This is a genomic window from Streptomyces sp. SD15 (assembly GCF_054462255.1).
Genome location: NZ_JBTLMO010000002.1, coordinates 205240 through 228015 on the forward strand (window position 1 = coordinate 205240; position 22776 = coordinate 228015).

Genomic DNA, 22776 nt, shown 5'->3' on the forward strand with positions numbered 1-22776 from the left:
GGCCTCACATGCGTTCGAAGGAGCGGCGCAGCTCCCAGTCGGTCACCGCGGCGTCGAAGGCGTCCAGCTCGACGCGCGCCATGTTGCGGTAGTGCGCGACCACCTCGTCACCGAAGGCGGCCTTGGCGATGGGGCTGTTCTCCCAGAGTTCGGCCGCCTCACGCAGGGTGGTGGGCACATGCGCGTAGTCGGCGGCGTACGCGTTCCCCGCGCACGGCTCCGGCAGCTCCAGCTTCTGTTCGATGCCGTACAGGCCGGCCGCGACGAGCCCGGCGACGGCCAGGTGCGGGTTGACGTCACCGCCGGGCAGCCGGTTCTCGAAGCGCATCGAGCGACCATGGCCGACGACCCGGAGGGCGCAGGTGCGGTTGTCGTACCCCCAGGCGACGGCGGTCGGCGCGAAGGAGCCGGGCTGGAAGCGCTTGTACGAGTTGATGTTGGGCGCGTAGAGGAGCGAGAAGTCCCTCAGCGCGGCCAGCTGCCCGGCGAGGAAGTGGCGCATGACCGGGGACATGTCGTGGCCGTCGGCCATGACATTGGTGCCGTCCGCGTCCGCGAGCGAGAGGTGGATGTGGCAGGAGTTGCCCTCGCGCTCGTTGTACTTCGCCATGAAAGTGAGGGAGACGCCCTCCTGGGAGGCGATCTCCTTGGCGCCGGTCTTGTAGATGGCGTGCTGGTCGCAGGTGACGAGGGCCTCGTCGTACTTGAAGGCGATCTCGTGCTGGCCGGGGTTGCACTCGCCCTTGGCGGACTCGACGACGAGACCCGCGGCCTGCATCTCATTGCGGATGCGGCGCAGCAGCGGCTCGATACGGCCGGTCCCCAGCACCGAGTAGTCGATGTTGTATTGGTTCGCCGGGGTGAGCCCCCGATAGTGGGCGTCCCAGGCCTGCTCGTAGGTGTCCTTGAAGACGATGAATTCGAGCTCGGTGCCGACCTGGGCGGTGTAGCCGAGCTCGGTGAGGCGGTCGAGCTGACGGCGCAGGATCTGGCGCGGTGCGGCCACGACCGGCGAACCGTCGTTCCAGGCGAGGTCGGCGATGAGCAGGGCCGTACCCTCGTTCCAGGGCACCCGGCGCAGCGTGCTCGGGTCGGCGTGCATGGCGAAGTCTCCGTAGCCCCGCTCCCACGAGGACATGTCGTACCCGTCGACGGTGTTCATCTCGGTGTCGACGGCGAGGAGGTAGTTGCAGCCCTCCGTGCCGTGTTCGAGGACCTCGTCGAGGAAGAAGCGTGCGGCGAACCGCTTGCCCTGGAGCCGCCCCTGCATGTCGGGGAAAGCCAGGACGACCGTGTCGATCTCGCCGCCCGCGACGAGGGCGTGCAGTTCCTCGATGGCGAGTGGGGGTGTGCGGTCTGCCACCGGAAAAGCCTCCTTGGGTCAGCCGAGAGCCATAAGGTATTGCCGAGAACCATTGCTTGGGAAGGGGGCACGACCAGATGACACAGGCGGGTCCTGACACCGGTCCTGACAACGGCCTGGCAGGTCTGCAGGACCGGCTGACGCCGATACTGCGGCCGGTGCGGGCGGGCAACGGTTTCGAGGAGGCGCTGGAGCAGATCCTCCAGGTCGTCCGGCTCGGCCTGGTGCCCGGCGGCGAGCGGCTGCCCGCCGAGCGGGAGCTGGCGGAGCGGCTGGGGATCAGCCGGGTGACGTTGCGCGAGGTACTGAAGGTGCTTCAGGACCAGGGCCTGATCGAGTCGCGGCGGGGCCGGTACGGCGGAACGTTCGTGCTGCCGCGGGCCGACGCACCCGGCGAGCACGAGCTGCGGCGCCGGGTCGCCGAAGTCGACATCGAGGACGTGCTGCGCTTCCGCGAGGTGCTGGAGGTGGGCGCGGCCGGACTGTGCGCCGCGCACGGCCTCGACGAGGGCCAGGCCGACCGGCTGCGCGAGGCGCTCGCGCGCACCCACGACGCACCGCTGGCCGACTACCGCCGCCTGGACACGATGCTCCATCTCACCCTCGCGGAACTGTGCGGCTCCCCGTCGCTGACGGCCCAGTACGCGGCTGTCCGCGCGTCCGTCAACGACCTGCTCGACTGCATCCCCCTTTTGGTTCGGAACCTGGAGCATTCCCAGCGCCAGCACACCGCACTGGTCGAGGCGGTGCTGGACGGCGACGCGGACGGGGCGCGGGAGATGATGCGGGAGCACTGCGCGGGGACGGCGGCGCTGCTGCGAGGGTTCTTGGCCTGACGTCACCCTCAAAGGTTTACATCCACTCCATTGGAAAGAAGGGGGCGGCGTGGGCAGGCCGCTGATCGGTGTGAGTACGTATCTGGAGTCCCGGGCGCGCTGGGGCGTGTGGGAGCTGGAGGCGGCGCTGCTGCCGGCCGGTTACCCGAGGCTCGTGCAGCGGGCGGGCGGGCTCGCCGCGATGCTGCCGCCGGACGAGCCGGCACAGGCGGCCGCGACCGTCGCCCGGCTCGACGCGGTCGTCGTCGCGGGCGGCCCGGACGTCGACCCCGCCCGCTACCGCGCCGAGCGCTCGCCTCGTACGGGGCCGCCCGCGCCCGAGCGCGACGCCTGGGAACTGGCCCTGATCCAGGCCGCGTTGGCCTCCGGCACCCCACTCCTCGGCATCTGCCGGGGCATGCAGCTCCTGAACGTCGCCCTGGGCGGCACGCTCATCCAGCACCTCGACGGACATGTGAAGGACGTCGGGGTCTTCGGGCGCCACGAGGTGACGCCCGTGCCGGGCAGTCTGTACGCGGAGATCGTGCCGGAGTCGTGCGCCGTGCCGACGTATCACCATCAGGCGGTGGAGCGACTCGGGGAGGGGCTGGCGGCTTCCGCGCACGCGTCGGACGGGACGGTCGAGGCGATCGAACTGCCGCGTCCCGGATGGGTGTTGGGGGTGCAATGGCATCCGGAGATGGGGGAGGACGAGCGCGTCATGGGAGCCTTGGTGCGAGCCGCTTCCTGAGCGGCCAGGGCCGCCAGGGTGACGGTGATGGTGACGCCTTCCGGATCGGCGTCCCGGCCAGGCATCCCAGCCCGTCCGGCGTTTGAGGACGAGGCCGTCCAGGCCGAACGGGGGTCTGGGGGGCGGAGCCCCCAGGTAGGGATGGGACGGGTAGGGGCGGCGGGGCGAGCAAACCCACGGGCACCCCGCGCCGGCCCTATACCCCCCGGGTCAGCGACAGCAGGTCCCGTGCCGGACCCGTCGGCCGGTGCCCCGTGGGCCAGACCGCCCGGAGGTCCCGGCGGAGCTGGACTCCGGAGAGCGGTATGTTCACCAGCCGATGCGTCGACAGTTCCTCGCCGAGGGCCAGCTCGCTCAGGACGGCGGGCCCCGCCCCGCTGACCGCGGCCGCCTTGACCGCCGTGGTCGAGGAGAGCTCGATCAGAGGGCGGGCAAGCCCGCCCAACGCCGCGTCGAGGACCTGACGCGTGCCCGACCCCTCCTCCCGGAGGATCAACGGGGTCGACGCGAGCTCCGCCCCGTCGAGAGGCGCCCGGCGACGGGCCCACGGATGTCCCGGCGCCGTCACCACGATCAGCCGGTCGTGCGCGATGACCGCCGAGTCGAGACCGGCCGGGACGGACAGCCCCTCCACGAAGCCGAGGTCCGCCTCACCGGCGAGGAGACGTTCCGCGACAACCGTCGAATTCCCCGCGAGGAGCGACACCGCCGTGTCCGGGCGCTGCGTGCGCAACGCGATCAGCCAGCCCGGCAGCAGATATTCGGCGATCGTCATGCTGGCCGCGACGCGAAGGCGCGAGTCACGGCGGTCCCGCAGCGCCTGCGCACCCACGTCGAACGCCTCGGCCGCCTCCACGACCCGCCGCGCCCAGTCCGTGACCAGCGCCCCGGCGTCCGTGAGCCGCGAACCTCGAGGTGAGCGGTCGACGAGGGCCACGCCCAACTGCCTCTCCATGGAGCGGATCCGGCTGCTGGCGGCGGGCTGAGTGATCCCCAGCTCCCGCGCCGCCCGCCCGAGACTCCCGAGCCGCGCCACCGCGAGCAACAGCTCCAGCGCCCCGAGATCAGGCACGCGGTGCGCTATCCCGGTCGATTCCCCGGCCTTGCCGCCGTGCGCTTCCCCGACCTTGCCGCCGTTTCCCTGCCCGGCCCTGTTCCCGACCGGCTCGCCCGCCATACCCCCGCCGGGCTCGCCCGCCCCGCCCCCTATCGACCCCTCAGTCCCCGTAGCCATAAACCCAGCTTATGCCCCCATAGCTCCATACTCCCTGGTGGGGAGCCCGCCCCGGCGCGACCGTGGGGACATGGTCACCGCAGCCGAGCCCCTCCCGCCGCTACCGCTCCCCACCGCGGAAACCCGGCGTCCGCGCGCCGCCGCCGTCCGCCACCTCGGTCCGAACTGGTACTCCTCGGTGATGGGCACCGCGATCGTGGCCACGGCGGGCGCCGGGCTGCCCGGAGACGTCCCGGGTCTGCGCACCGTATGCACCGCCCTGTGGGCGCTCTCACTAGCCCTGCTCGTCGCACTGCTCGGCGCCCGGACCCTGCACTGGACGCACCACCGCGACCAGGCCCGCGCCCACCTCCTCGACCCGGCCATGGCTCCCTTCTACGGCTGCCTCGCCATGGCCCTGCTGGCCGTGGGCGGCGCCACCCTCGTCGTCGGCCGGGACTGGATCGGCACACACCCGGCGGTCGTCCTGGACGCCGTTCTGTTCACCGCCGGTACGGCCGTCGGTCTCGTCGCCGCCGTGGCCGTCCCGTACCTGATGGTCGTCCGGCACCGCATCGAGCCGGACCAGGCCACCCCCGTCTGGCTGCTCCCCGTCGTCGCGCCGATGGTCTCCGCCGCCCTCGGGCCCCTCCTCGTCCCCCATCTCCCTCCGGGTCAGCCCCGGGAGACCCTTCTTCTCGCCTGCGTCGCGATGTTCGGGCTCAGTCTGCTGGCCACCTTCGTGATGCTGCCGCTGATCTTCGCGCGGCTCATCACCGCAGGCCCGTTGCCGCTCGTCCTCACCCCGACCCTCTTCCTGGTACTCGGCCCGCTCGGCCAGTCCACGACCGCCGTCGGCAAGTTCGCGGACTTCGCGCCGGGCGTCCTGCCCGACCCGTACGACCAGGGTTTCGGTGTCTTCGCCGTCCTCTACGGCGTCCCTGTGATGGGCTTCGCGCTGCTGTGGCTGGGGCTCGCCGCCGCGCTGGTGGTGCGGGCCCGCCGCCGGGGCATGGGCTTCGCGATGACCTGGTGGTCGTTCACCTTCCCGGTGGGGACCTGCGTCACCGGCGCCGAGGGGCTGGCCCGGCACACCGGGCTCGTCGCGTTCGACCGGCTCGCGGTCCTGCTCTACGCACTCCTCGTCGGCGCCTGGTCCGTGGCCGCCGTCCGTACGGCTCACGGTGTCGTCAGCGGCGAACTGCTCGCAGCGCCTCACCGAGCACCTGGGGCGCCCGCGCCAACGACGGCCCGTACCACGTGAGCCGGCGTCCGTCGACGAGCGCGCAGGGCACGCCCTCGAACACATCGGGCCCGTCGTCCGCCGTGAAGCGGTACGGCTCGTCGGGCAGGACCACGAGGTCGGGGGCCGCCGCCCTGAGTTCGGGCAGGGGGATACGGGGGTAGCGGTCGGCGTGCTGGGCGTACACATTGTCGACGCCCAGCCGCGCCAGGACGTCACCGGCGAAGGTGTCCCGGCCGAGGACCATCCAGGGGCGCCGCCAGATCGGCACGATCGCGGTCGTACGGCGGTCCGGAGCGGGCAGCCGCTCCCATGCCGTCTCCGCCTCGTCGAGCCAGCGCGGCCGCGTCCGCGCCCCGCACGCGCTCAGCACCCGGGCCAGCTCGCGGAAGGCTCCCGGCACGTCCCGCACCTCCGTGACCAGAACCTCGAGGCCCGCCGCACGCAGGGCGGTCAGGTCGGGTTCGCGGTTCTCCTCCTCGTTGGCGATCACCAGGTCGGGGGCGAGCCGTACGATCCGGTCGACGTCGGGATTCTTGGTGCCGCCGATCCGTACGACGTCGAGGTCGGGCGGATGGCTGCACCAGTCGGTCGCACCGACCAGGGCGCCGGGGACGGTGCGGGCGACGGCTTCGGTGAGCGAGGGCACGAGCGACACGACACGCAGGGCAGCCCGTGATCCGATGTGTTCGGAGGCGTTACCGAAGGCATATCGGGAGCTACCGGCCATGGCGTCAGTATGGCAGCGGTACCCACCGTGGGTGTCCCCCGCACGGGCCCGCGGAAGCGTCAGCGCTTGCCGAAGGTGTTGCGGTCCTCCACCGCCTCGATGTGGTCGGCGACCTCGACCACGACAACCCGGGTGTCCGGCACGGTGGCCCGCCACCGGTGGCGCACTCCGCCCGTGAGGTACAGCGTGTCGCCGCGCCCCAGCCGGTGGGCGCGACCCTCCGCCTCGACCTCGACGGCGCCGTCGGCAACGTACATCAACTTGTCGTTGCGGTGCTGGAGTTCGCGGGCCTCTTCATGGTCACCGGTGAACTCCGTGGCGTGCAGCTGGTGGTGACCGCGCACCAGGGGGCGCACGCGGGATTCGGGGGTGAACTCGGCGCCGGCGTCGGCGCGCACGACATCGACGCTGCACGCCGGGTCTGCCGCGGCGAGCAGTTCGACGGCGGTGGTGCCCAGGGCGTCGGCGACTCTCTCCAGGGAGCTCCGGCTGGGCCGGGCCCGCTCGTTCTCGACCTGGCTGAGGAAAGGGACCGACAGACCGCTGCGCTCGGCCACGACGGCGAGGGTGAGCTCCAGTGCCCGGCGCCGCCGCCGGACGGCCGCGCCCACCCGAAGGGGCTGTTCTTTGTGGTCGCCCATCGCTCCGGCTCCCTCCCACGTGTAGTCGGTCTACCGCTTCGGTCCACTGCTTCGGCCCAGTGCGTCGGCCAGTACGTCGGCCCGTAACTCCTGATGAGTTGTTTGCACCCTACGCATGTTCGCCAAACCGTTTCATGAACCCGTCACATCGCTGTCACATCGAAGGACGCCGGGGGTCACAATTCGCGCCAATAGACGAGCTGTCCCGACTCCCCCGGCGCCGCCCCCTCCCGCGGGACGAAAAGGCTGACCAGCAGGGCCGGATGACCGTCCGGGTCGGTGAGCAGGGTCGCCGAGGGGTTGGCGAGGGAGCGGCTGCCGCCGTGGGTGCGGACGGCCAACCGGTCGGCCCGTCCGGTCATCGGATCGTAGGCGTACGTCCGCCAGCTCCCGAAGTCTCCACGCCACTGCTGACCCTCCGTCAGAATCAGCCGTCTGCCCTCGAGTTCGAGGGTCGAGCGGTCGCCCATGTTGCCGCGCGTCCCCCAGGCCGCCAAGGCGCCGTCCAGCCGCCGGTCAGGCGTGACCTGCCAGGTCGCGAAGTCCTTGAGGGTGGCGCGGAGTTCGCGGTCGGTGTCACACCCCGCCCGGTAGTGGCCGGTGAGTTCGATCGTGCCGTCGTGCACGGAGGTGATGTCCGGCGTGCCCTCGGCGCAGCGCGAGAGGGTGCGGGGCGCGTCGTACACGTGGGCGGCTTTTCCGGCCAGCAGGGCGTCGAGATCCCGGTAGCCGCGTACGGCGATGTGGTTGTCCGGATCCTTTTCGTACGCGAGGACGTAGCCGCCCCTGTCGTCGGCGGCGAGCGTGGGCTGGCTGGTGCCCGCGCCGAAGTCGTGGCGCCGGGTCCAGAGGCGCAGATCCGTGGAGCCGGCGATCGCGGCGTGGAAGCGGCCGTCGGCGAGGGTGGTGTGGTAGACGGCGAGATAGGTGCCGTCCGGCACCTGGGTGATCTGCGCGGTGTCCATGGTGCGGCCGGAGTCGTCCCGCAGGTCGTATGCGTATCCGTCGGCCCCGCGCACATCCCCGGCGAGTGCGGCGAGCCGCTCGGTGGCCACGGACGCGGGCTGCGCGCTCGCGTCCGACAGCACGACGGCGAACGCCGCCACCACGAGGAGGGCGACCAAGGGGCCGAGCCGAAGCAAGGGACGCACGGGGAACTCACAGGAACGATCGGGAGGAGAGAGCCGAGCGTACGGACCACGCGCGGGCTCCGGGAACGCCGCGAGAGGTGGCCTTCGCCACACGGGCCGTGGGACACGGGACCTGTGCGAGGACCACCTCTCGACGAACGCCCGCCGGACTACCGCGGAGTCATCGAACGCCCGCCGGACTACTGCGGAGTCATCCGCTCCACCACACCCGGGTGCTCCTTCAGCCACGCCGCGACGGCAGCTTCCTCATGGCCCTGGCCGCGCTGCTTGATCTCGCTCTCCAGGCTGCCGAGTTCGTCCTCACTCATCTTGAAGTTCTTGATCCACTTCGTGAGCTGCGGGTACTGCTCGGGAAACGCCTTGCTGGAGATGGTCCGGATCGTGTTGCCCTCACCGAACAGCTTCTTGTCGTCGGCGAGCTTGGTGAGTTCGTACTCGCTGTAGGCCCAGTGCGGGGACCACAGGACCACGGCGACGGGCTCCTTCTTGGCGTACGCGCGCTTCAGCTCGGCCAGCATCGCGGGCGTGGAGCCGTCGACGACCTTGTACTCCTTGTCCAGGCCATAGCCGGGGAGCACCTTCGTCTTGAGCAGGTTCATCTCGCCGGTGCCCGGCTCGATGCCGATGATCTTCCCGCCGAAGGTGCCGCCCTTGCCCTTGAGGTCCGCGAGGGACTTGACGTCCTTCACGTACGACGGGACGGCGATCTCCAGTGAGGTCGGCTCGTACCAGGTGCCGAGGTCTCTCAGGTCGTTCTTGTGCTGGTCCCAGTAGTTCGACTGGGCGTACGGCAGCCAGGCGTCGAAGTTGAGATCGAGGTCGCCGGATGCCAGTCCCGTGTAGACGGGGCCGACGTCCATCTGCTTCAGGTTCATCGTGTAGCCGCGCCGGGCCAGGACGTCCTTCCACAGGTAGGTGACGGCGACATCCTCGTCCCAGGGGAACCAGGCGACATCGAGCGCGCGCTTGGTCTCGGCACCGGCCGAGGCGCTCTTGACCGGGGCGAGCGTGTCGACGACGTCGGGGTTCGTCTTCAGCCAGGCGCGCACGGCGTCCTGCTGCTTGCCCTGGCCGGCCTTGTTGATCTCCGACTCGAGGCTGGTGAGCTGCTTCTCGGTCATCTTGAAGTTCTTGAGCCACTCGCCGACGACCGGGTTGTCCTGGGCGAAGCCCTTGCGGGAGAGCGTGTGCACACCGTCGCCCGAACCCCAGGCGCCCTTCGGGTCCTTGAGCTTCTTCAGGTCGTAGTCGCTGTACGCCCAGTGCGGCGACCACAGCGTGACGACGACGGGCTCCTTCTTGGCGTACGCGCGCTTCAGCTCGGCCAGCATCGCGGGCGTGGAGCTGTCGACGACCTTGTACTCCTTGTCGAGCCCGTACTCCTTGAGCACCTTGCTCTTGAGCAGGCTCATCATTCCGGCGCTGGACTCGATGCCGGTGATCTCGCCGCCGAACTCGCTCGCCTTGCCCTTGAGGTCCTCCAGGGAGTCGACGCCCTTCATGTACGAGGGGACGCTCAGCTCCAGGGACGTCGGGCCGTACCAGGAGCCCAGGTCGTCGAGATCCTTGCCGTACTTCTTCCAGTACTGCTCGTGGGTCGTCGGCAGCCAGGAGTCCGTCTCGAAGTCGATGTCGCCCTGGGCGAGGGAGGTGTACAGCGGGCCCGCGTCGAGCTGCTTCGTCTCGACCTCGTAGCCGCGCTGCTCGAGGATCTCCTTCCAGAGGAAGGTGGAGGCGACGCCCTCGTCCCACGGGATGTAGCCGATGCTGATCTTCTTGCCCTGGCCGACGTTCTTGCCGTCGGCCGCGGTGGACGTCGAGTCCGTACCACCGAAGATCCCCATGCCGCCCGCGACCAGCGCGAGCACGACGACGCCGACCACGGCGAAGGCCGGGCGGGGGCGGTAGGACCAGATCTTCAGGCCCTGTGCGGCGCGCAGCCTGGCGGCGGCGCGGCGGCCGAGCGGCGAGACCTGGGTGCCCAGGGCGCTGGTCATGCGGTCCAGGTAGATCGCCAGGATGACGATGGCGACGCCTGCCTCGGAGCCGAGGCCGACGTTCAGCTGGCCGATGGCCTGGTTGACGTCACCGCCGAGGCCGCCGGTGCCGACCATGCCGGCGATGGCGGCCATGGACAGGCCCAGCATGATGACCTGGTTGACGCCCGCCATGACGCTGGGCAGGGCCAGCGGCAGCTGGATGCGCAGCAGGGTGTCACGGGGCGTGGTGCCGAACGCGTCGGCGGCCTCGACCAGTTCCTTGTCGACCTGGCGGATGCCCAGCTCGGTCATGCGGACGCCGGGTGCCAGCGCGAAGATCAGGGTGGCGACCATGCCCGCGGGGGCGCCGGTGCCGAAGAACAGGATCGCCGGGATGAGGTAGATCATCGCGGGCAACGTCTGCATGAAGTCGAGCACCGGGCGGACGACGCTGCTGACCCGGTCGGAGCGCGCCGCCCAGATGCCGACGGGCACCGAGATGACGAGCGCGATGAGCGTCGCCACGAGGACGAGCGAGAGGGTCACCATCGCGTCCTCCCACAGTTCGAGGGAGTCGATGAAGGCGAATCCCACGAAGGTGAGGACACCGGCGGACGTGCCGCGCAGCCAGAACGCGATCACGGCGAAGATGCCCGCGAGGAGGAGCGGCTGCGGGGCCTGGAGGACGGCGTTGATGCCGTCGTAGGCGCCGTCGAACACGGTCTTGAAGAAGTCGAAGAGCCACGCCATGTGGTTGAGCAGCCAGTCGACGACGTCGTTGACCCAGTCACCGAAGGGAATCCTAGGCACCGGCCTTCACCACCTTGACGGCCTTGTCGCGCGGTGCGGCACAGGGCGTGGGCTCGTCCTGCTGGTCACCGAGGAAGCTGATCAGCCGTTGCCGCGGTACGACGCCGACGACTTCGCGTTTCTTGTCGAGCACGGCTACGGGGTGTGAGAGGCGGGCGCTGATCGCGCAGAGTTCGTTGAACGGCGTGTCCGGCGTGGCCGTTTCGCAGGCGCAGCCGGCCTCGTCGCCGCGTATGTCCGTGTCCATGACGGACCCCGCGGTCAGCACCCGGGAGCGGTCGACATCCTGGGTGAAGGAGGCGACGTAATCGTCCGCGGGGCGCACGAGGATGTCCTCGGCGGTGCCGATCTGGACGATGCGGCCGTCGCGCATGACAGCGATGCGGTCGCCCAGGCGCATGGCCTCGTTGAGGTCGTGGGTGATGAAGACGATGGTCTTCTTCAGCTTCTTCTGGAGTTCGATGAGCTGGTCCTGCATGTCCCGGCGGATCAGCGGGTCGAGCGCGCTGAACGACTCGTCCATCAGCAGCAGATCGGCGTCGGTCGCGAGCGCGCGGGCCAGGCCCACACGCTGCTGCATGCCGCCGGACAGCTCGTCGGGCCAGGACTTCTCCCAGCCCGCGAGGCCGGCGAGTTCGAGGGCCGTGGTGGCGCGCTTCTTGCGCTCGGCGCTCGGAACGCCCTGGACCTCCAGGCCGTACGCGGCGTTCTCCAGGACGCTGCGGTGCGGGAACAGCGCGAAGTGCTGGAAGACCATGCTGATCTTCTTCGCCCGCACCTCGCGCAGCTCGCGGGGGCTGAGCTGCGTCAGGTCCTGACCATCGAAGCGCACATGGCCCCCGGTCGGCTCCAGCAGTCCGTTGAGCATGCGAAGCAGCGTGGACTTGCCGGACCCGGACAGGCCCATGACGACGAAGATCTGGCCCGGCTCCACCGTGAAGGATGCGTCGATCACTGCGGCGGTGGTGCCGTCGGCGCGCAGTTCCTCACGGTCGGCTCCTTGGCGGAGCCGCTCCACCGACTCGTCGGGTCGTCTGCCGAACACCTTGTACAAATGCTCGGCCTCAAGCCTGGATGACACGGGTGCCTCTCGTCGAAATGGTGAAGAACTCTGAAGTACGGCTGAAAAACCGCTAAGAACGGTTGAAAACACAACCGGCTTCTCTTCGAAGCGCGCCTGCCCTCGCTTACGCGCAGCAAACGCAGGAGTGGTCCAGGTCACTGTCAGTGCCGTACGGCATGATGCGAGGCGTGACCAGACGCCTGATGCTGCTCGACACCGCCTCCCTGTACTTCCGGGCCTACTTCGGAGTCCCCGACTCGGTGCGCGCCCCGGACGGCACGCCCGTGAACGCCGTGCGCGGGCTGCTCGAATTCATCGACCGCCTGGTCAAGGACCACCGCCCGGACGACCTGGTCGCCTGCATGGACGCGGACTGGCGCCCGCAGTGGCGGGTCGACCTGATCCCCTCGTACAAGGCGCATCGCGTCGCCGTGGAGACCGAGGTCGGCCCGGACCAGGAGGAGGTGCCGGACAAGCTCTCCCCGCAGGTGCCCGTCATCGAGGACGTCCTCGACGCGCTGGGCATCGCACGCGTGGGGGTGGAGGGGTACGAGGCGGACGATGTGATCGGCACGTTCACCGGCCGCGCCACCGGCCCCGTCGACATCGTCACCGGCGACCGCGACCTGTATCAGCTCGTCGACGACAAGCGGGGAGTCCGCGTCCTGTACCCCCTCAAGGGCGTCGGCACGCTCCAGCTCACCGACGAGGCATGGCTGCGCGAGAAGTACGGCGTCGACGGCTCGGGGTATGTGGATCTGGCCCTGCTGCGCGGCGACCCGAGCGACGGCCTGCCGGGCGTGCCGGGGATCGGCGAGAAGACGGCGGCCAAGCTGCTCGACGAGTTCGGCGACCTGGCCGGAATCATGGCCGCGGTCGACGATCCGAAGGCCAGGCTGACTCCCTCGCAGCGCAAGCGGCTCGACGAGTCGCGGCCGTACGTCGCCGTGGCGCCGACGGTCGTGCGGGTCGCCGGTGACGTCCCCCTGCCGGACGTCGACACCGCACTGCCGCACGCGCCGCGCGACCCGGCCGCGCTGGACGAACTCGCCGCGCGCTGGGGCCTGGGCGGGTCGCTGCAACGGCTGCTCACGACACTCAAGGGCCGATGAGCGATATTCTCGATTCCGAGAATGTTACTCTCGTCACGAGGAAGGCGCGGCCTGGGCGAATGCGCGGCGGCCCCCGACACCGGCATTCATCGACTTCTCACGACAGCGGCGTTAAATAGGAGATGAGTGCTAACTTAGGTAAGCCTAAGCACAGGAACAGGGAGGCCGTCATGGCAGAGCGTCCGGCACGCGGGCCCAGGAAGCCCCACTCCGCGCGGGTCGTGCGGACCGAGCGGTTGACGCCGCACATGCAGCGTGTGGTCCTCGGCGGCGAGGGCCTCGCAGCGTTCACCGCGGGCACCAGCACCGATCATTACGTCAAGCTGCTGTTCGGCCCGGAAGGCGTCACCTATCCCGAGCCGTTCGACTTGGAGCGGATCCGTGCGGAGTTCCCGCGCGACCAGTGGCCCGTGACCCGGACGTACACCGTGCGCGCCTGGGACCCCGAGCAGCGCGAGCTGACGCTCGACTTCGTGGTGCACGGCGACGAGGGCCTCGCCGGGCCGTGGGCGGCGCGCGTCCAGCCGGGCGAGATGGTGCGGTTCATGGGTCCTGGTGGCGCGTACGCGCCGGACGTGAGCGCCGACTGGCATCTGCTCGCCGGTGACGAGAGCGCTCTGCCCGCGATCGCCGCCGCCCTGGAGGCGCTGCCGGACGACGCCGTGGCCCACGCCTTCGTGGAGGTCTCCGGGCCCGAGGAGGAGCAGAAGGTCGACTGCGACGTGGATGTCGTCTGGCTGCACCGCGGGGACCGGCCCCTCGGCCAGGCCCTGACGGAGGCCGTACGCGCCCTCGAGTTCCCGGCGGGCCGGGTGCACGCGTTCGTGCACGGCGAGGCTGGCTTCGTGAAGGAACTGCGCCACCTGCTGCGGGTGGAGCGCGACATCTCGCGCGAGGATCTGTCGATCTCCGGCTACTGGCGCCTCGGGCACAACGAGGACGGCTGGCAGGCGACCAAGCGGGAGTGGAACGCGCAGGTGGAGGCGGAGCAGGAGGCGACCGCACCGGCCGCCTCCTGACCTACCGGGTCACGCCGCACGACCCACCGGGTCACACGGATCGCTGATACGACCTGACGGTACGGGTCGACAGCCATACCGCCGCCACGGCCAGCACGAGCAGCACGCCCGAGCTCATCACCCCAGTCGGGATTCTCGGACATCGCCGAACGGCGCGCCACCATCGCCCAGTTGAGCGGGTTGAGGTCGGCGATGTTCCGCATCCCGTGTGGTTCCCTTGGTCGGCGTCCGTCTTCTCGGCGACGGCTACGGTCTCTCGACGCCGCCTTCCAGCTTCAGGTACTCCGCGGGGACCTCCCCCGTCTCGCTGAAGGACCGCCACTCCTTGACGTCGGGAAACGTTCCGGCCGTGACCTCCGCCAGGAAGCCGCGGACCCACTGGGCCTCCGCCTCGATCATGTGCAGTTGATACTCGGACGATCACGAAGAGTCGGGGCAACGTCTCGTTGAGCTTCTCCAGGCCGCCGCGCAGTCTCGCGGCCCGCACCTCCAGCATGTTCAGCCGCTCCGCCGGCAGTGGGGCCACCTCGTCGGGGTGGAGCACGCCCATCAGCGAGAGCGCGGCCTCGAAGATCGGATACTCGTGCGCCGGGACGGCGAGCAGGTCCGACAGCCATTGCGTCGCCTCTTCACGTCCGGCATCCATGATCACGATATATCGCGATTCACCATGGCCTGCAAGAGCGTGAGGAGTTAGGCCCGGCGCGGACACGGTCGCGTCACGCGAGCGAAACAGGGTCTCCCTAATTTCTGTCACCCGACAGGAATTCATCCGGCCGGACCACATCCGCCGGGAATCCGCTCCCTGCGCCGAAGGCAGGTGCCACCGTGACGACCACCGCCCGCTCCGACGTACGCCCCGATCCGCCGGAGTCCCCCGGCGACGGCTCGCTGACCGAGTTCGGCTACCGCCAGGAGCTGCACCGCAGCCTCGGCCGGTATGCCTCGTTCGCCGCCGGGTTCTCCTTCATCTCCGTGCTGACGACCGTCTTCCAGTTCTTCGCCTTCGGGTACGCGTTCGGCGGCCCGGTCTTCTTCTGGACCTGGCCGGCCGTGCTGGTGGGCCAGTTGCTGGTCGCCGCGTGCTTCGCGGAGCTGGCCGCGCGCTATCCGATCTCGGGCGCGATCTACCAGTGGTCGACACGCCTGTCGACCCCGTCCTTCGGATGGTTCGCCGGCTGGATCATGGTGATCGGTCAGATCGTGGTCGTCGCTGCGGCGGCGCTCGCACTGCAGATGGTACTGCCGGCGATCTGGTCCGGCTTCCAGCTGGTGGGCAGCGATCCGGCGCCCACCAGCCCCGACGGCGCGGCCAACGCCGCTGTCCTCGGCGTCATCCTGCTGGTCCTGACCACGCTGGTGAACATCGTCGACAACCGCGTGATGTCCGTGATCAACCGGGTCGGCGTGACCGCCGAGATCATCGGCGCCGTCCTGATCATCGTGCTCCTGCTCACCCACTCCGAGCGCTCACCCGGCATCACCTTCCACACCGGCGAGGGCAGCACCGGCATCCTCGGGGCGCTGATGGTGGGCTCCTTCATGGCGGCGTACGTGATGATCGGCTTCGACAGCGCGGGCGAGATGAGCGAGGAGACCCACAACCCACGCCGTACCGCGCCCCGTACGATCCTCACCGCGCTCGGTGCCGCCGGCCTGCTCGGCGGCCTGATCGTCCTCGGCGGACTGCTGGCGGCGCCCAGCCTGACGGACGGGCGCCTGGGCGTCGACGGCCTGAGCTACGTGCTGACCAGCAGCCTCGGCGACGGGGTCGGCCGCGCGCTGCTCGCCGATGTGGTGGTGGCCATCGCGGTGGCGACCCTGGCGATCCAGACGTCCGCCTGCCGGATGCTCTTCTCGATGGCCCGCGACGGCCAACTCCCCTTCTCCCGCCGACTCGCCAAGGTCAACCCGCGCACCGGCATGCCCAGCGCCCCCGCCCTGGTCGTCGGCGTCCTCGCCGCCGCCCTTCTGCTCCTCAACTTCGCCTCCCCGGATGCCTTTCTGGCGATCGGCACCACCTGCATCGTGATGCTGTACCTGGCCTACGCGATGGTGACCGGGCCGCTGCTGGTACGCCGGCTGCGCGGAGAGTTCACCGCCGACGGCACCGACGAGACGGGCGCCCCGCTCTTCTCCCTGGGCCGCTGGGGCGTCCCCGTCAACGCGATCGCCCTCCTCTACGGCCTGTTCATGAGCGTCAACCTCGCCTGGCCACGCGCCGCGGTGTACGACCCGACGGGCGGGCACTGGTACTTCCAGTGGTTCACGGTGTTGTTCTTGCTGGTCACGGTAGGGATCGGAGCGGTGTACCGGCTGCTGCGTGCACAACGCGTGCACGCGGCTGAGGTTCCTGCCTCGTACGCTTGATCGTGATGAGACGCAAGCCCCGGATCCCGCCCTCTCCCCTGCCGCAGCGCGACGGGGTGGACCCCGTGCGGATCAAGCTGCCGCAGAGCGGGGAGTGGGCCACCGTGCGGGAGCATCTGGTGGAGCGGCTCGCGGCGGGGGCCGGGGTGATCGACGGCATGATCGGCGACGGACTGATCGTCGGGGAGGACGGGCGGCCGCTGACGGCCGCCGCGGCCTATGTGCCGGGGATGTTCGTGTGGTTCCACCGGGAGCTGCCCGACGAGGAGCGGGTGCCGTTCGAGCTCGACGTGGTGTACCGCGACGAGCACATCGTCGTCGCCGACAAGCCGCACTTCCTCGCCACCACCCCGCGCGGCAGCCATGTCGCCGAGACCGCGTTGGCCCGGCTGCGGCGGGAGCTGGACCTTCCGATGCTCGGCGCCGCGCATCGCCTCGACCGCCTCACCGCGGGCCTCGTTCTGTTCACCGTGCGGCCCGATGAGCGCGGCGCCTACCAGTCCCTGTTCCGCGACAAACTTGTCGGGAAGGAGTACGAGGCGGTGGCCCCGTACGACGCGGGGCTCGACCTGCCGCGCACCGTCCGCAGCCGGATCGTGAAGGAGCGGGGGGTGATGGCCGCGCGGGAGGTGGCGGGCGAGCCGAACGCCGTCAGCCGGGTCGAGTTGAGCGAGCACCGCGACGGAGTGGGACGCTACCGTCTGACGCCCAGCACCGGGCAGACGCACCAACTCCGCGTGCACATGGACGCGTTGGGCGTGCCCATCCTGGGCGATCCGCTCTACCCGGTAGTGACCGGCCCCGTCCCGGCCGGTGACTTCCGGCGTCCGCTCCAACTGCTGGCGCGGACGCTGGAGTTCACCGATCCGGTCACGGGGCGGGCACATCGGTTCGTCAGCGAACGGGTGCTGCGGGCCTGGACGTCGTACGACGACTGGGCTCAGTAACCCCGCCACCAGAGCACGAAGCGCTGCCAGGCGCCGAGTCGGCGTACGGGTTCCGGTGCCGGCGTCGGCTGGGGCGGCGCGGGATGCTGGGCGGGTTGCGGGGCGGGCGCCGTCGGCGGCTCCACCGGGACCTGCCAGTTCGTCCGCTGCGGCGGGACCGCTTGGATGGTGGGTACGTCATGGACCGCCTGCGGCGACCTCGGCTCGAAGTACACCGGAAGCTCCACCAGATGTCGCGAGGACATCGACGACCGCCAGCGCAACTCGTCCTCGTCGCAGTCGAGTTCGACGTCGGGCAGGCGCAGCAGCAGTGCCTCGACGCCGACATCGGCGATGGCGCGGCCGATGTCCTGGCCCGGGCACTCGTGGGGCCCGCCGCCGAAGGCGAGGTGGGAGCGGTTGCCCATCATGCTGGCCTTGAGATCGGGGCGCACCCGGGGGTCGATGTTGCCCGGCGCGATGCCGAGGATCAGACCGTCGCCCCGGCGGATGCGTCGGCCGCCCAACTCCGTGTCCTGCTTGGCGAAGTAGCCGAGGACGGCGCTGAACGGCGGCTCGTCCCACAGGGACTGCTCGACCGCCTCGGGGACCGTCATCTGCCCGCCGTTCAACCGGGTGCGGAAGCGCGGGTCGATGAGCACCACACGCAGCACGTTGGCGAGGAGGTTGGCCGTGGCCTCATACGCGGCGAGCAGCACCAGACGCAGATGCTGGGCGACCTCGTCGTCGGTGAGCTGGGCCGGGTGGTTGATCAGGTGGCTGGTGAAGTCCTCCTCGGTCCGGAGCCGGCGACGGGCGGTGTGCCGGATCAGGATGTTCATGACGTACTCGTTGCTGGCGATCGCGGTCTCGGTGCCCTTGAGCAGGTCACGGGTGGCCTGCACCAGACGCTCGTCGTACTCGTCGGGCATGCCGAGGATCTCGCACAGCACGGCCATCGGAAGGTGCTCGGTGAACTGGCTGACCAGCTCGGCCCGGCCCTTCTCGCAGAACCGGTTGACGAGAATCTGGGTCGCGCGGTTGATGTACCGCCGGATGGTGCGGTGGTTGATGGTCGACATGGCGCCCATGACCGCGCCGCGCAGCCGCAAATGTTCGTCGCCCTCGGCGTGGGAGCAGATGGGCTGCCAGGCGATGTGCGGCGCGAGCGGGTGGTCGGGGCCGGCCGTGCCGTCCTGGACGGCGGTCCACAGCCGGCTGTCCCGGGAGAAGTGGGTGGGGTTGCTCACCATGTGCAGGTTCTCGCTGTGGCCGAGCACCACCCAAATCGGCACGTCATTGTGGAGCAGCACGGGGGCGACCGGACCGTGCTCCTCGCGGAGTTTCTCGTACAGGGCTCCCAGGTCCTCGGCCTCGGGGCCGTGGAGCCGGTGCAGTCCGCCGGAACCGAGGCCGTGGGCGGGGCAGCCGGGTGGCGGGTCGAGCGCAAGGCCGTCCATACCGGCCGGGGAGTGGGATTCAGACGTCACGGTGATCGCTCCGAAACTGAAGTGGATCCGGTGTCTTGGGGGTTGGCGTGCGGGGCACAGCGGGCCTAGGGGATCAGGTGCGCGGCGAGGTGATCGCCAGCGAGTGCAGGAAGCGCATGAGCGTCATCAGGACGTCCCGGCTGGAGGCGCGACGGCGCGCATCGCACTTCACGATCGGGATCTCCTCGGACAGGTCGAGCGCGGTGCGCAGGTCCTCGATCGGGTAGCCGGGCGCGTCCGGGAAGTCGTTTATGGCGATGACGAACGGCACACCGCGTTCCTCCAGGCGGCCGATCACGTCGAAGCTGACCTCCAGCCGGCGGGTGTCGATCAGGACGACCGCGCCGAGCGCGCCCTCGAAGAGGCCGTTCCACAGGAACCAGAAGCGTTCCTGGCCGGGGGTGCCGAAGAGGTAGAGCACCAGCTGTTCGGTGATGCTGATGCGGCCGAAGTCCATGGCGACGGTGGTGGCCGTCTTGGACTCCGAGCCGTAGTTGTCGTCGACGCCGATGCCGGCCTGCGTCATGGTCTCCTCGGTGGTCAGCGGCTTGATCTCGCTGACCGAGCCCACCATGGTCGTCTTGCCGACTCCGAAACCGCCCACGATCACGATCTTCACGGCGGCCGTCGCCGTGTGCGGCAGATGGTCCTCGACGCGAGGGCCCGGGATCGTGTCAGAGCTTTTGAAGTCCATGCATCACCGCTTCGAGGAGGGAACGGTCGGGGAGCGCCGAGCGGACGATCGGGGCGCGCGCCTGTACCAGTTCGGCCGCCAGCAGCTCGGTGAGCAGGACGGTCACCACGCTGAACGGCAGATTGAGGTAGGCCGAGAGCTCGGCCACGGACAGAGGGGCCTTGCAGAGCCGGAGCAGCGCCGACTGCTCCGGCTGGGTGGTGGGCGACGGCGAGTCGGCGCGCGCCACGATTAAGGTGACCAGGTCGATCTCGGCGCGCTCGCCGCTGTCACCCCCGCCGGTGAGCAGGTACAAGCGCCCGGGGCTCTTGGGGACTTGTTCGTCGGCCTCTTGGGGCGGCTGCTCCTGAGGGAGCTCGGGGGGTGGCTCTTCCTTGGGGTAGCGCCGTCGGCGTTGCGGAGGAGTCATACGGTCTGCCCGTTGCGCCGCGGCGGACTGGTCAGATGGGCGCCGATCCGTGCGACGAGGTCACGCATGCGGTTGCTCATCAGTCCGGGCTCGGCGGCCAGGTTGGCGAGCACCGCGAGATAGGCGTTGGCTCCCGCGGACATCAGGTAGAAGTAGCCGGTGTCGATCTCGATGATGACCATGCGCATCGCGCCGCCGCCGCGGCGGATCTCGCCGGCGACGGCTCCGGCCAGGCTCTGCAGTCCCGCGCAGGCCGCGGCAACACGGTCGGCGGCGTCCGGGTCACCGCCGTAGCGGGCGATGCGCAGTCCGTCGGCGGAGAGCACCACGATCTGCTCGATGCCCGGTACACCGTCGGCGAGATCTTTGAGCATCCAGTCGAAGTTGCCCATCTGCTGGATCACTTGAGGTCCCCCTCGTCATCGGCCTCAGCAGCGGCCGGCTGATGGTTCGTGGTGAATGCGTTCGGGTCCGGGTCGCCCTTGAGCCCTGCCATGAACGCCTCGACCCACATCCCCGGTGGGGGCTGCTCCTCCTTCGGGGCGGGCTCGGCGGCCCAGACGGGCGCCGCGGCTGCCGCTGCCTCGGCCGCCGCCTCGGCGGCCCTGGCCTCCGCGATCCGCTGGCTGAGCGGGACCTTGACCCTGCTGCGGCGCTGCGGCAGACCGTTGGCCGTCCACTCGGTGACCACGGGGACGTCGTCGTCGCCCATGCCGTCGTGCGAGCCGGGGATCCGAGGTCCGGTGGTCGGGCGGCGCTTCTTCGGCTTGCGGTTGGGCCCCTCGACTCCGTCGGTGTCCGGGATCGACAGGGAGTTCACGCCGATGCCGTGCGCGATACCGACGGCGGGGTCCTTGGTGAGCATGTTGCTCGGCACGACGACGACGGCTCGGACACCGCCGTACGCGGACTGCCTGAGCGAGATCTTCATGTTGTACGTCTTCGAGAGCCGTCCGACGACGGCCATGCCCAGCCGGGGGGCCTCGCCGAGGACGTTGACGTCGACTCCTTCCCCGGCCTTCCGAAGCAGCTCCTCCATCTTTTGGCGGGCCTCGTCGCTGAAGCTGACGCCGGAGTCCTCGATCTCGATGGCGACACCGGTCTGCACGACGACCGCGGTGAGATGCACCTTGGTGGTCGGCGGCGAATAGCGCGTCGCGTTGTCGAGGAGTTCGGCGACGGCGTGGATGACCGGTTCGACGTGGATGCCGTTGATGGCGACGTCGGGCATCGAGTGCAGCTCGATGCGGCGGTACTCGAGGATCCGGGACATCGCGCCGCGCATGGTGCTGAACAGCGAGACGGGCTGGGGCCAGTTGCGTCCCGGGCGGCCACCGCCGAGCACGGCGATGGAGTCGGCGAGGCGGCCGATCAGCGCGGTGCCGTGGTCGATACGCAGCAGGTCGTCGAAGACCTCGGGGTTGCGCCCGTGGTCCTCCTCCATCTCGCGGAGTTCGTTGTACTGCTGGTGGATGAGCGCCTGGACACGCCGGCCGATGTTGACGAAGGAGCGCGCGGCGGAGTCGCGCAGCAACTGCTCGTCGTCGATGATCCGGAGCACGGTGCGCAGCAGGTCCCGCTGCGACTCGGGGATGTCGTGCTCGCCCGGGTGGTCGCCGCCGAAGGTGCGGGCCACGTCCCCGGCGTTCGTACCGCCGTTCATGCGGCGGAGCCCGACGGGCAGGACGTCCGTGCGGAAGCGCACGAACTCCTGGTCGTGGGCGGCGATGCGCTGTTCGAGGTGCTCGGTCCGGCGGGCGAGCTCGGCGCGCAGGTCACGGGCGACGCGACCACGGCGTACGGCTTCGCCCGCGACGGCGATCACCAGCAGCGTCGCGATGCCGCCGCACCAGCCGACGGCTGCCCGGGCCGGGCCCGTCACCACGGCGACGGCGGCCCCGGTCACCGCCGCCATCAGTATGGCGGGCGGCAACAACACGCGCGCGTAGGGAAGTTCACGGCCACCGGGAGGCGATTGAACACTCACCATGTATGCCCTCTGAGACAAATCGGCTGGGGGGTGGGGGAGTTTGTGGGGGAAACGGCATGGTCAAACTGAATCTTCGGAACTTTTGGGAACAAGCGCACGAATACATCTCAACTCGGTGCGCTGCGGGCGAGCTTAGTCCGACCGGATCAACGCCGTGTCATATTCAGCAAGCACCTGAAATCGCCCTTGCGGCAGGAGTACGCTCGGCCCCATTTGCACGCTCGGGATCCGTTCACACACGGTGAGTAACGTCGGACGGGCATGCGGAAAACACACCCTCACCGGGCGGTATGTCAGATTCCGGCGATCCGCAGCGCCGCGTCGGCGGTGGCTTCGGCGAACGCGGACACGGGCCGCTCCGGGTCGGAGCGATGCACGAGAATCACTCCTTCGATGAGACCGAACAACAGATCTGTCCGCAGATCGAGCTCACTCTTGGCGAGCGCGCCCCCCGCTTGCGTCGCGGCGAGCAACTGCCGGTAGGTGCCCTTGAGTTCGGCCCGTACGGCATGGAAGCCGGCGAAGCGCTCGGTGCGCACCTCGGGCAGCAGGTACAACCCGCCGAGATTGTGCGGGCCCCCGCAGAGCAACTCCACGTCGGTGCGGCACAGTTCCCACAGCCGGTCCTCGGGCGGAGCCGCGTCGTCCGCGAGGAGTTCCCGGGCGAGAGCCAGCGAGGGCGTGACCGTGGACTCCAGGAGCTCGGCGAGCAGCTCCTCCTTGCCGGAGACGTAGTGGTACATGGACGCCTGCCGCATGCCCGCCCGCTCGGCGACGGCGCGGGTGGTGGTGGCCGCGTAGCCGCGCGTCGTGAACAACTCGGCGGCGGCGTCCAGCAGTTCGTCCCGCGGCGACAGACCACTGTCCGGCCGCTGCGCCACCCGCGGCCGCCCGACCCGTCGCCCACCATCGCCGGTTCCCATACGTTCGATCCTCGCACATGAACTCCGGTACGGATCGGCGCCCCGAAGGGCGCCGGGCCGTGACATATGCGGCTCCACCGCGTG

21 protein-coding genes and 1 pseudogene are annotated in these 22776 nt (G+C 69.9%); 7 read left to right on the forward strand and 15 right to left on the reverse strand.

What is annotated here, in order from left to right:
- Positions 1 to 4: 4 nt before the first annotated feature.
- Positions 5 to 1363 (reverse strand): glutamine synthetase family protein, encoded by a 1359-nt coding sequence (locus ACX28W_RS02915; RefSeq protein WP_458997155.1) that lies wholly within the window; start codon positions 1361 to 1363, stop codon positions 5 to 7.
- Positions 1364 to 1440: 77 nt separating this feature from the next.
- Here ACX28W_RS02915 and ACX28W_RS02920 point away from each other — a divergent pair, with 77 nt between their 5' ends.
- Complete coding sequence (locus ACX28W_RS02920; protein ID WP_458997156.1) at positions 1441 to 2199, forward strand: FadR/GntR family transcriptional regulator; 759 nt, start codon at positions 1441 to 1443, stop codon at positions 2197 to 2199.
- A 49-nt stretch (positions 2200 to 2248) separates the two neighbouring features.
- Positions 2249 to 2929 (forward strand): gamma-glutamyl-gamma-aminobutyrate hydrolase family protein, encoded by a 681-nt coding sequence (locus tag ACX28W_RS02925; RefSeq protein WP_458997157.1) that lies wholly within the window; start codon positions 2249 to 2251, stop codon positions 2927 to 2929.
- A 196-nt stretch (positions 2930 to 3125) separates the two neighbouring features.
- Here the strand turns inward: ACX28W_RS02925 and ACX28W_RS02930 are convergent, their stop codons facing one another.
- Positions 3126 to 4106, reverse strand: coding sequence for a LysR family transcriptional regulator (locus ACX28W_RS02930; protein ID WP_458997267.1), 981 nt, complete (start codon positions 4104 to 4106; stop codon positions 3126 to 3128).
- A gap of 127 nt (positions 4107 to 4233) precedes the next feature.
- On the opposite strand from ACX28W_RS02930, the gene ACX28W_RS02935 reads away from it, so the two are divergent.
- Positions 4234 to 5406: a TDT family transporter gene (locus ACX28W_RS02935; protein WP_458997158.1), complete on the forward strand. Its 1173-nt coding sequence runs from the start codon at positions 4234 to 4236 to the stop codon at positions 5404 to 5406.
- Here ACX28W_RS02935 and ACX28W_RS02940 read toward each other — a convergent pair.
- The 5 genes from ACX28W_RS02940 to ACX28W_RS02960 form a co-directional block, all read right to left on the reverse strand.
- Positions 5333 to 6052 carry a helical backbone metal receptor gene (locus ACX28W_RS02940; RefSeq protein ID WP_458997268.1) on the reverse strand — a complete coding sequence of 240 codons (720 nt, stop codon included), beginning with the start codon at positions 6050 to 6052 and terminating at the stop codon, positions 5333 to 5335. The two genes, ACX28W_RS02935 and ACX28W_RS02940, sit on opposite strands and share 74 nt — an antisense overlap.
- Positions 6053 to 6174: 122 nt before the next feature.
- Positions 6175 to 6756, reverse strand: coding sequence for a helix-turn-helix domain-containing protein (locus ACX28W_RS02945; RefSeq protein ID WP_458997159.1), 582 nt, complete (start codon positions 6754 to 6756; stop codon positions 6175 to 6177).
- Positions 6757 to 6932: 176 nt separating this feature from the next.
- Positions 6933 to 7907, reverse strand: coding sequence for a hypothetical protein (locus tag ACX28W_RS02950; RefSeq protein WP_458997160.1), 975 nt, complete (start codon positions 7905 to 7907; stop codon positions 6933 to 6935).
- Between the two features lie 179 nt (positions 7908 to 8086).
- Complete coding sequence (locus ACX28W_RS02955; protein WP_458997161.1) at positions 8087 to 10696, reverse strand: ABC transporter permease/substrate binding protein; 2610 nt, start codon at positions 10694 to 10696, stop codon at positions 8087 to 8089.
- Positions 10689 to 11777: a quaternary amine ABC transporter ATP-binding protein gene (locus ACX28W_RS02960; RefSeq protein WP_458997162.1), complete on the reverse strand. Its 1089-nt coding sequence runs from the start codon at positions 11775 to 11777 to the stop codon at positions 10689 to 10691. The genes ACX28W_RS02955 and ACX28W_RS02960 overlap by 8 nt, the downstream gene beginning before the upstream one ends.
- Positions 11778 to 11938: 161 nt before the next feature.
- Between ACX28W_RS02960 and ACX28W_RS02965 the strand changes: the two genes are divergently transcribed.
- Together ACX28W_RS02965 and ACX28W_RS02970 are read left to right on the forward strand one after the other, a co-directional pair.
- Positions 11939 to 12871 (forward strand): 5'-3' exonuclease, encoded by a 933-nt coding sequence (locus ACX28W_RS02965; RefSeq protein WP_458997269.1) that lies wholly within the window; start codon positions 11939 to 11941, stop codon positions 12869 to 12871.
- A 170-nt stretch (positions 12872 to 13041) separates the two neighbouring features.
- On the forward strand, positions 13042 to 13890 hold the full coding sequence (locus ACX28W_RS02970; RefSeq protein WP_458997163.1) for a siderophore-interacting protein: 849 nt from the start codon (positions 13042 to 13044) through the stop codon (positions 13888 to 13890).
- A gap of 31 nt (positions 13891 to 13921) precedes the next feature.
- On the opposite strand, the pseudogene ACX28W_RS02975 reads toward ACX28W_RS02970, so the two are convergent.
- Positions 13922 to 14102, reverse strand: a pseudogene (locus ACX28W_RS02975) (ABC transporter permease); the annotation flags it as partial.
- A 34-nt stretch (positions 14103 to 14136) separates the two neighbouring features.
- Positions 14137 to 14289 carry a hypothetical protein gene (locus ACX28W_RS02980; protein WP_458997164.1) on the reverse strand — a complete coding sequence of 51 codons (153 nt, stop codon included), beginning with the start codon at positions 14287 to 14289 and terminating at the stop codon, positions 14137 to 14139.
- A gap of 429 nt (positions 14290 to 14718) precedes the next feature.
- Here ACX28W_RS02980 and ACX28W_RS02985 point away from each other — a divergent pair, with 429 nt between their 5' ends.
- Together ACX28W_RS02985 and ACX28W_RS02990 are read left to right on the forward strand one after the other, a co-directional pair.
- On the forward strand, positions 14719 to 16260 hold the full coding sequence (locus ACX28W_RS02985; RefSeq protein ID WP_458997165.1) for an amino acid permease: 1542 nt from the start codon (positions 14719 to 14721) through the stop codon (positions 16258 to 16260).
- 5 nt (positions 16261 to 16265) lie between these two features.
- Positions 16266 to 17207 (forward strand): RluA family pseudouridine synthase, encoded by a 942-nt coding sequence (locus tag ACX28W_RS02990; protein ID WP_458997166.1) that lies wholly within the window; start codon positions 16266 to 16268, stop codon positions 17205 to 17207.
- Here ACX28W_RS02990 and ACX28W_RS02995 read toward each other — a convergent pair.
- From ACX28W_RS02995 to ACX28W_RS03020, 6 genes are all read right to left on the reverse strand, one after another.
- Complete coding sequence (locus ACX28W_RS02995) at positions 17201 to 18676, reverse strand: cytochrome P450 (RefSeq protein WP_458997167.1); 1476 nt, start codon at positions 18674 to 18676, stop codon at positions 17201 to 17203. The two genes, ACX28W_RS02990 and ACX28W_RS02995, sit on opposite strands and share 7 nt — an antisense overlap.
- Positions 18677 to 18749: 73 nt before the next feature.
- Positions 18750 to 19370 carry a GTP-binding protein gene (locus tag ACX28W_RS03000; protein ID WP_458997168.1) on the reverse strand — a complete coding sequence of 207 codons (621 nt, stop codon included), beginning with the start codon at positions 19368 to 19370 and terminating at the stop codon, positions 18750 to 18752.
- Entirely contained in the window at positions 19351 to 19779 is a 429-nt protein-coding gene (locus ACX28W_RS03005; RefSeq protein WP_458997169.1) for a DUF742 domain-containing protein, read from the reverse strand. Before ACX28W_RS03005 ends, ACX28W_RS03000 begins: the two co-directional genes overlap by 20 nt.
- Positions 19776 to 20183: a roadblock/LC7 domain-containing protein gene (locus tag ACX28W_RS03010; protein WP_458997170.1), complete on the reverse strand. Its 408-nt coding sequence runs from the start codon at positions 20181 to 20183 to the stop codon at positions 19776 to 19778. Before ACX28W_RS03010 ends, ACX28W_RS03005 begins: the two co-directional genes overlap by 4 nt.
- Entirely contained in the window at positions 20180 to 21769 is a 1590-nt protein-coding gene (locus ACX28W_RS03015) for an ATP-binding protein (RefSeq protein WP_458997171.1), read from the reverse strand. The genes ACX28W_RS03010 and ACX28W_RS03015 overlap by 4 nt, the downstream gene beginning before the upstream one ends.
- A 293-nt stretch (positions 21770 to 22062) precedes the next feature.
- The gene (locus ACX28W_RS03020; protein WP_458997172.1) at positions 22063 to 22692 is read right to left on the reverse strand and encodes a TetR/AcrR family transcriptional regulator; all 630 of its coding nucleotides are present in this window, start codon (positions 22690 to 22692) and stop codon (positions 22063 to 22065) included.
- Positions 22693 to 22776: the final 84 nt, after the last annotated feature.

Bases quoted from the DNA above. Each gene is read 5' to 3' on its own strand.
- ACX28W_RS03000 (WP_458997168.1), bottom strand. From the start codon at position 19,370: ATGGACTTCAAAAGCTCTGACACGATCCCGGGCCCTCGCGTCGAGGAC.
- ACX28W_RS02970 (WP_458997163.1), top strand. From the start codon at position 13,042: ATGGCAGAGCGTCCGGCACGCGGGCCCAGGAAGCCCCACTCCGCGCGG.
- ACX28W_RS02935 (WP_458997158.1), top strand. From the start codon at position 4,234: ATGGTCACCGCAGCCGAGCCCCTCCCGCCGCTACCGCTCCCCACCGCG.
- ACX28W_RS02945 (WP_458997159.1), bottom strand. From the start codon at position 6,756: ATGGGCGACCACAAAGAACAGCCCCTTCGGGTGGGCGCGGCCGTCCGG.
- ACX28W_RS03005 (WP_458997169.1), bottom strand. From the start codon at position 19,779: ATGACTCCTCCGCAACGCCGACGGCGCTACCCCAAGGAAGAGCCACCC.
- ACX28W_RS02920 (WP_458997156.1), top strand. From the start codon at position 1,441: ATGACACAGGCGGGTCCTGACACCGGTCCTGACAACGGCCTGGCAGGT.
- ACX28W_RS02930 (WP_458997267.1), bottom strand. From the start codon at position 4,106: ATGGCGGGCGAGCCGGTCGGGAACAGGGCCGGGCAGGGAAACGGCGGC.
- ACX28W_RS02990 (WP_458997166.1), top strand. From the start codon at position 16,266: ATGAGACGCAAGCCCCGGATCCCGCCCTCTCCCCTGCCGCAGCGCGAC.
- ACX28W_RS03020 (WP_458997172.1), bottom strand. From the start codon at position 22,692: ATGGGAACCGGCGATGGTGGGCGACGGGTCGGGCGGCCGCGGGTGGCG.
- ACX28W_RS02965 (WP_458997269.1), top strand. From the start codon at position 11,939: ATGCGAGGCGTGACCAGACGCCTGATGCTGCTCGACACCGCCTCCCTG.
- ACX28W_RS03015 (WP_458997171.1), bottom strand. From the start codon at position 21,769: ATGGTGAGTGTTCAATCGCCTCCCGGTGGCCGTGAACTTCCCTACGCG.
- ACX28W_RS02980 (WP_458997164.1), bottom strand. From the start codon at position 14,289: ATGATCGAGGCGGAGGCCCAGTGGGTCCGCGGCTTCCTGGCGGAGGTC.